Below are 6,670 nucleotides of genomic sequence, written 5' to 3'. Positions count from 1 at the left end.
AGGAGATGGCCCAGGGCCAGTGCCTCCCAAATCGAAATGCAAAAACTCCCAATACGGCCCGCGCGCGGACGCCTTGATCCAACGACGAAAAGGCCGTAGGTGTCAGGCTGTGTCGGTGCCGACCAGAAAATTGGAGTCATGACCATGTCCGGGAGACTTCTCCCTTCTTTTGTTTTCGTCGCCACGCTGCTGGCGATGACCGTGCCTTCCACCGCGCAGTATTCGTCTGCGGTCAAGGGGGCGTGCAAGAACGACTACAAGCGCTTTTGCGGGGTTTACGCCCTCGACGATCCAGGCCTGCGCAAGTGCATGGATAAGGCCGGCCCGAGCTTGTCGAACAATTGTGTCGTTACACTCGTGAACACGGGCGAGGTGAGCTATCAGCGTGCGACTCAGCGCTGGGGCCACAAGCTTCAAAAAGTCGAGTAATCTTCGTAAGGAGATTGCGTATCGCTTGCTGATGGCCGGGGCCTTGTCCCGGCCATTTTGCATTTCGGGGTGGTCCGGCCTCGTTGCATGGGGCGCAAAACGCAAGCAAGAGCGGCAATTTTCACTTGTGGTGCAAAGATTTGCTTCGCGGCTTATTCGCTTTTAAGCGTGCGATCTCTTGCGGCCGACTCTGAGCATGACTACCTATGTTCCCGTCGACATTGCTGCTTGGAACCTTCTCCTTTGCTCTAAGTTCCGGCTGTATTGTCCACGCTTGAGGAGGCAAGGAGATCCCCATATGCGCAAGCTCGCTCAAACATTCTCAATCGCCGCGACTGCTCTTTTCTTGACCGCTTCGCCGACTTTTGCTGCGGATACTGCTGCGGCACTCAAGGCGCTTGATCCGGATAACGACGGCACCATCGACATGAAGGAAGCCATCGCGGGCGCGAAGAAGGTGTTCAAGACCATCAACACGGATGACGACAAGACCCTGGAGGCCGACGAACTCCAGGGCATGCTCGATGCCGAGGGCCTCGACGCGGCCGATCCGGACGACGACGACAGCCTGGACTGGAAAGAGTACAGAGCCCTCGTCAAAGCCAAGTTCAAGGCGGCCAATCCCGACGACGACGGCACCATCGATCTGAAGGAGCTCGAGTCTCCGGCCGGTCAGGAGCTGATGACGCTGATCTACAAGTAATCTCGATGCATTGAGGGCGCGGCGCCGGCTTTCCCGGTTTCGCGCCCTTTTTGCGTCCGGAGCGGGCTTCGCGCCTTGCCATTAGCAAGACACAAACCATCGTCATGAGAGGTTAAGTCAAATGCCGCACCTTGAGCGATCGAGGAGCGTGGCCAATCGGGATTTCGCGTGGGGAAGAGGGATGTGACTGACCTCTACGGGGTTTTGGGCGTGAAACGGACGGCGCCCCGCAAGGACATCCATAAAGCCTATCGCAAGAAGGCCAAGACGGCGCACCCGGACGCCGGCGGCTCGGTGGAGGCCTTCAACGAACTCGTCTTGGCCTATTCGGTGCTGTCGGATGGAGACCGCCGGACCCGCTACGACGAGACCGGCGAATTCGAGGTGCCCAAGCCAAATAATTTCGACGGCGGGGCCATCGAGATCATCGCCGAGAAGTTGGGGCTGGTGATCCATGCGGAGCACGATCTCGCCTCGATGGACGTAGGCGCGCTGATCGAGCAGGCCATCCGCGAGGATATCGGGGCGCGGCAGGCGAGCGTGACCCATCAGCTGCGGGCCGCCGAGCGGCTCGGCAAGCTCCGCGCTCGAGCCAAGACGAAGGCCGAAGGCGACACCAACCTCGTGGCGCGGGTGCTCGACTGGCACGAGCTTGCCATCCAGAACCACATCAAGAAGCACGAAGAATCGATCCGCTTCCTGGAGCGGGCTCTGGAGATACTGAAGGACTATTCCTTCGCCGACGACATGGCCGCGGCGCAGACCGAAGAGGTGACCGGCGCCCTCAACGACATTCTGGTGGCGCTCGACGAATTGGCGGCGATCCTCAACACTAGCCCCGCCCAGCCGATGCGATGCCGCAAGGGGCGGGTCCGACGGCCTTCGGCTAGGCCTTCAAGGGGTGGCCCAAAGGGGCCGTCTCGCGTAGATTTCCCACCAGCCTCTAGGGGGTAGGGGGATTTGCGCGCAAGTGTCCTCATCGCGGTCTGCTATGTGCTTGTCCAAGCGTTGAGCTTGACGGGCCCTGTCGCGGCGCGCGCCGAGACTGCATCGGCGAACGGCCTGCTGCCGTGGGAGAGAGCCGCCCCCGCAACCGATACCAAGCCCGACGGCAAGTCCGACGAGGCGCCGGCGGCCGAGAAGGCCTCGGTCGAGCCTGACGCAACGCCTGCGGCGCTCGGATCCAGCTGAGGCCGAGGAGTCCGCCGCGGCGGACGCGGAGGCGGACGACAACGCGGTCGAAGACGCCGATAACTCCGTTGCCGATGGCGTGGCTGAAGCCGCGGAGGCGGCTGCGTCTTTGGGAGACACCGACGATGCCGAGCCCGCCGAGCCCGCAGCGCCGCATCCTGTGGTGGCGGTCATCCGCGAGAAGCTCGACGATGCCGCAATCACCAAGGGTGCGGAGGACGAGGACGTCGCCGCGCTGAAGGCGTTCTATGGCGCTTGGAGCGCGCCGCCGCTGTGGATCACGGAGATGGGGTTCTCGGCCAAGGGCCAGGCGGTCCTGTTCGAGATTCAGAAGGCGGACGCTTGGGGGCTCGATCCGAACGACTTCGCCTTGCCGGACGCGGGCACTCTCCCCGCCGATGAGACGGCGCAAGCCCTTGCCGAAATCAAGCTCGACCTGGCGGTGCTGAAATATGCGCGTTTCGCGCGGGGGGCGCGGCATGAGCCGTCGGAGATCAGCGATCTGTTCGATCAAGCGCCAACGCTACACGCACCGGGCACGGTCATGGCAGAGGTGGGCGCGACCAGCGCGCCGGACGTCTACCTCCAGTCGCTGCACCCGAACCATGAGCAGTTCGCGCGGCTCCGCACGGCGCTGCGCGAAGCGCGCGAGGCGGAGAAGCCGAACGAGACCGACATCAGACGTCTCGTCATCAACATGGACGCTGGCGGTGGATGCCGGAGGAGCTTGGCGAGCTCTATGTGTGGCTCAACACACCGGAATTCATGCTCTACGTGGTGAAGGACGGCGAGACCATTTTCGAGGACAAGACCCTGGTCGGCACGATCGGTTATGCGACACCGGTGTTCTCCGCCGATTTGGAGACCGTGGTGTTCAACCCGGACTGGGTCGCGCCGCCGTCGGTGCTACAGGACAAGCTTTGGCCCGCGCTCAAGCGCAAACACTACAACATACTCACGGCCAACAAGCTCAATGTCAGCTATCGGGGGAAGCGGATCGATCCCGCCAGGGTCGATTGGCAACGGGTGAACATTCACAATTTCACCTTCAGCCAAAAATCGGGACCGAAGAACGTTCTTGGCAAGGCCAAGTTCCTCTACCCCAACAAGCACATCGTCTACATGCACGATACGCTTCCTTACCGGCGCAAGGTGTTTGACGAGAAGATGCGCGCGATCGGTTATGGCTGCGTCCGCATGGCCAAGCCGCTCCCGTTCGCCGAACTGATGCTGGCCGAGGACCAAGAACTGCCGAAGACAAAGGTCAAGACTCTCTGGGACAAGGGTGTCAACAGCGCGGTGACTCTGGAGACCAAGCCGCCGGTCCACACGACCTATTTCACGGTCACCGTGGACAAGGGCAAGGTCTCCACGTTTAACGATCTCTACGGCCTCGACCGCAAGCACGCGGCGGCGCTGTTCGGCGAGACGGACGGCTTTCCGTTGCCTCCGCCGGAACCGAAACCTCGGAGCAGCACCGTCGCCTCGTCCAGCTCTTCGTCCCGGGGCAGCGGCGGCGGCGGGTTTGCCAACTCGCTCGGCTTCAACGATTAGGTCGCTTCGCACGGCGATCAACCATGCCGGTCTGGCTTGCGGCCCTGGTAGAAGAAGCCAGCGCGCCCTCGATGAGCCAAAAGGTCCGGAAAGTCCCACCCGTGTCGCCGGGAGCCCTTTAAACGCCGCCGAGGGCTGCCGAATAGCGGCCTCACCAGTTTACTCGTTCCCGGCTTGCCTCTAGAAAGCCTGAGCAAAAACAGGCTGGGGACCGATGTTCAAAAAACTTCTGATCGCCAATCGCGGAGAAATCGCCTGCCGGATCATCCGAACCGCCAAGCGGCTCGGCATCAAAACGGTGGCCGTCTATTCGGAGGCGGACCGCGACGCGCTTCATGTCGATATGGCCGACGAGGCGGTGCTGATCGGGCCCGCGGCCGCAGCGCAGTCCTATCTCGACATGGACAAGATCATCGCCGCCGCCAAGGAAACCGGCGCCGAGGCGATCCATCCCGGCTACGGCTTCTTGTCGGAGAATGCCGCGTTCGCCAAGGCGCTCGAGAAGGCGGGCATCGTCTTCGTGGGGCCGAACCCACGCGCCATCGAGGCCATGGGCGACAAGATCGAATCCAAGAAGCTCGCGGCCAAGGCGAAGGTCTCCACCGTGCCCGGGCATCTCGGCGTGATCGAGGACGCGGCGGCGGCGGTGAAGATTGCCGACGACATCGGCTATCCGGTGATGATCAAGCGTTCCGCCGGTGGTGGCGGCAAGGGCATGCGCATCGCCTATAGCAAGAAGGACGTGGCGGAAGGCTTCGCCTCGTCGCAGTCGGAAGCGAAATCGAGCTTCGGCGACGACCGGGTGTTCATCGAGAAATTCATCGAAGAGCCGCGGCACATCGAAATCCAGGTGCTCGGCGACAAGCACGGCAATGTCATTCATCTCGCGGAGCGCGAGTGCTCGATCCAGCGCCGCAATCAAAAAGTCATCGAGGAAGCGCCGAGTCCGTTTCTCGACGCCAAGACTCGCGAAGCGATGGGCGCGGAGGCCGTGGCGCTCGCCAAGGCCGTCGACTACGACACCGCCGGTACGGTCGAGTTCATCGTCGACAAGGACCGCAACTTCTACTTCTTGGAGATGACAACCCGCCTCCAGGTGGAACATCCGGTGACGGAGCTGGTGACCGGTCTCGACTTGGTGGAGCAGATGCTGAGGGTCGCAGACGGCGAGAAGCTTTCCATCAAGCAGAAGGACGTGAAGCTGACCGGCTCGGCCATCGAGTCACGCATCTACGCCGAAGATCCGGTGCGGAACTTCATGCCCTCCACTGGCCGGCTTGTACGTTTCCAGCCGCCGGAGCTTGGGATCGAGGACGGCGTTACCACGCGGCTCGATACCGGCGTGGAGGAGGGCGGCGAGATCTCGGTCTATTACGACCCCATGATCGCCAAGCTGATTACCCACGCGCCGAAGCGCGCCGAGGCGATTGAGCAAATGGGCCGGGCGCTCGATGCCTTCGCCATCGACGGTTTCCGGCATAACATCCCGTTCCTCGCCGTGCTGATGCGCAATGAGCGCTGGCGCAAGGGTGACATCTCCACCAAGTTCATCGAGGAAGAGTTCCCGGATGGCTTCCATCCGCCGGTTCCGCGCGGCCGGGTGCGCGATGTTTTGGCGGCCGTCGCAGCCAGCATCGACTACCTCTCCAACAACCGCCGCCGCATGATCACCCAGCAAATGCACGGCGAGCCGGTGCGCTTCTCCGATATTCGCGTCGTCGAGCTCGGCGCGGACCATGTTCGCGTGCGTGTCGCCGGCCGCGATTATCCAATGACGGTCACTCTCGGGCGGGGAAGGGACCGGCGAGCCCCGGCGGATCGTCTGACCTCGTCCTGGTGGTTCGGCGAGCCGGTGTGGCGCGGGACTATCGGTGGCGAGGAGGTCGCGGTGCAGGTGCGCTCGATCGTCAACGGCGTCCACCTGACCTACCAGGGCGTGGAGGCTCCGGTGCGCGTTTTCACCGATCGCGAAGTGGAGCTTCTGGCGCTGATGCCGATCAAGGAGAAGCCGGACACGTCAAAGCTGTTGCTCTGTCCGATGCCGGGGCTGGTGATGTCGCTCGCCGTGGAAGAGGGCCAGGAAGTGGCCGCCGGCGAGACGCTTTGCGTCGTGGAAGCGATGAAGATGGAGAATGTGCTGAAGGCCGAGCGCGACGGCACGGTGTCCAAGATCCTCGTCAAGCCCGGCGACAGCCTGAACGTGGACGCCGTGATTCTTGAATTCGAATAGGCGCAGTTTGAAGACCGTGACGGTGAGGATCGAAGGGCGGGTGCAGGGCGTCTATTACCGTGCCTGGACCGAGCAGACCGCGCGCCGTCTCAATCTCGATGGCTGGGTCCGCAATCGCCGCGACGGCGGCGTCGAAGCGGTGTTCTCCGGTCCAGAGGCCCAAGTCGACGAGATGCTGCGGCGCTGCGCCGAGGGTCCGCCCGACGCGAACGTGACCAGCGTGACCGTCACCGACGAGAGTGGCGCGCCACCCTCAGGCTTCAGCGTGCTGCCGACGCACTAGCACGGGCCCAGCGAAGGTCTCAGCGAAGCTTGCCCGGAGAGCCGCGTCCACGCGCGCCATATCCGTCTCGGCGCCGAGCGCCGCAAGGCTGGTGATCGGCGTCTCGTACAGGCCGCAGGGCACGATGCCGGAGAAGTGCTCGAGATCGGGGGCGACGTTCAGGCTTACTCCATGGAGCGTCACCCAGCGGCGCACGCGTACGCCGATCGAGGCGATCTTCGCGCCGCCCACGAAGATCCCGACGCCTCGGAACTTCGTTCACCCTCGACGCCCAGGCGCG

General features: G+C 63.1%; 9 protein-coding genes and 1 pseudogene. 8 read left to right on the top strand and 2 right to left on the bottom strand.

Annotation, left to right across the window (positions count from 1 at the left end; genetic code table 11):
• Positions 1-212: hypothetical protein (locus AUC71_RS20115; protein WP_204376608.1), on the bottom strand; the 212-nt coding region annotated here is incomplete at its 3' end.
• Here AUC71_RS20115 and AUC71_RS01915 point away from each other — a divergent pair.
• From AUC71_RS01915 to AUC71_RS01880, 8 genes are all read left to right on the top strand, one after another.
• Entirely contained in the window at positions 196-429 is a 234-nt protein-coding gene (locus tag AUC71_RS01915) for a hypothetical protein (protein WP_141701378.1), read from the top strand. The genes AUC71_RS20115 and AUC71_RS01915 overlap by 17 nt on opposite strands.
• Before the next feature lie 298 nt (positions 430-727).
• A complete protein-coding gene (gene lanM / locus AUC71_RS01910; protein ID WP_069622908.1) occupies positions 728-1,132 on the top strand; it encodes a lanmodulin LanM in 405 nt (134 codons plus the stop codon).
• A 183-nt stretch (positions 1,133-1,315) separates the two neighbouring features.
• The gene (locus AUC71_RS01905; RefSeq protein ID WP_069622907.1) at positions 1,316-2,086 is read left to right on the top strand and encodes a J domain-containing protein; all 771 of its coding nucleotides are present in this window, start codon (positions 1,316-1,318) and stop codon (positions 2,084-2,086) included.
• A gap of 6 nt (positions 2,087-2,092) precedes the next feature.
• Positions 2,093-2,323, top strand: a complete 231-nt coding sequence (locus tag AUC71_RS01900) for a hypothetical protein (protein ID WP_069622906.1) — start codon at positions 2,093-2,095, stop codon at positions 2,321-2,323.
• 79 nt (positions 2,324-2,402) lie between these two features.
• On the top strand, positions 2,403-3,104 hold the full coding sequence (locus tag AUC71_RS01895; protein ID WP_069622905.1) for a L,D-transpeptidase scaffold domain-containing protein: 702 nt from the start codon (positions 2,403-2,405) through the stop codon (positions 3,102-3,104).
• Positions 3,038-3,877, top strand: coding sequence for a L,D-transpeptidase family protein (locus tag AUC71_RS01890; RefSeq protein WP_069622904.1), 840 nt, complete (start codon positions 3,038-3,040; stop codon positions 3,875-3,877). The genes AUC71_RS01895 and AUC71_RS01890 overlap by 67 nt, the downstream gene beginning before the upstream one ends.
• A gap of 214 nt (positions 3,878-4,091) precedes the next feature.
• Positions 4,092-6,107 (top strand): acetyl-CoA carboxylase biotin carboxylase subunit, encoded by a 2,016-nt coding sequence (locus tag AUC71_RS01885; RefSeq protein WP_069622903.1) that lies wholly within the window; start codon positions 4,092-4,094, stop codon positions 6,105-6,107.
• A gap of 16 nt (positions 6,108-6,123) precedes the next feature.
• Positions 6,124-6,390, top strand: a complete 267-nt coding sequence (locus tag AUC71_RS01880; RefSeq protein WP_244500752.1) for an acylphosphatase — start codon at positions 6,124-6,126, stop codon at positions 6,388-6,390.
• On the opposite strand, the pseudogene AUC71_RS01875 reads toward AUC71_RS01880, so the two are convergent.
• Positions 6,361-6,618 (bottom strand): annotated as a pseudogene (locus AUC71_RS01875) (lipoyl protein ligase domain-containing protein); the annotation flags it as partial. The gene AUC71_RS01880 and the pseudogene AUC71_RS01875 sit on opposite strands and share 30 nt — an antisense overlap.
• Positions 6,619-6,670: the final 52 nt, after the last annotated feature.

The sequence above is a fragment of the Methyloceanibacter marginalis genome (assembly GCF_001723295.1).
GTDB lineage: Bacteria > Pseudomonadota > Alphaproteobacteria > Rhizobiales > Methyloligellaceae > Methyloceanibacter > Methyloceanibacter marginalis.
The sequence above is the reverse complement of the archived record's forward strand: the minus strand, read 5'-3'. Positions and strand labels throughout refer to the sequence as shown.

Coding starts and splice junctions, on each gene's coding strand:
- AUC71_RS01915 (WP_141701378.1), top strand. CDS start 196: ATGACCGTGCCTTCCACCGCGCAGTATTCGTCTGCGGTCAAGGGGGCG.
- lanM (WP_069622908.1), top strand. CDS start 728: ATGCGCAAGCTCGCTCAAACATTCTCAATCGCCGCGACTGCTCTTTTC.
- AUC71_RS01890 (WP_069622904.1), top strand. CDS start 3,038: ATGCCGGAGGAGCTTGGCGAGCTCTATGTGTGGCTCAACACACCGGAA.
- AUC71_RS01885 (WP_069622903.1), top strand. CDS start 4,092: ATGTTCAAAAAACTTCTGATCGCCAATCGCGGAGAAATCGCCTGCCGG.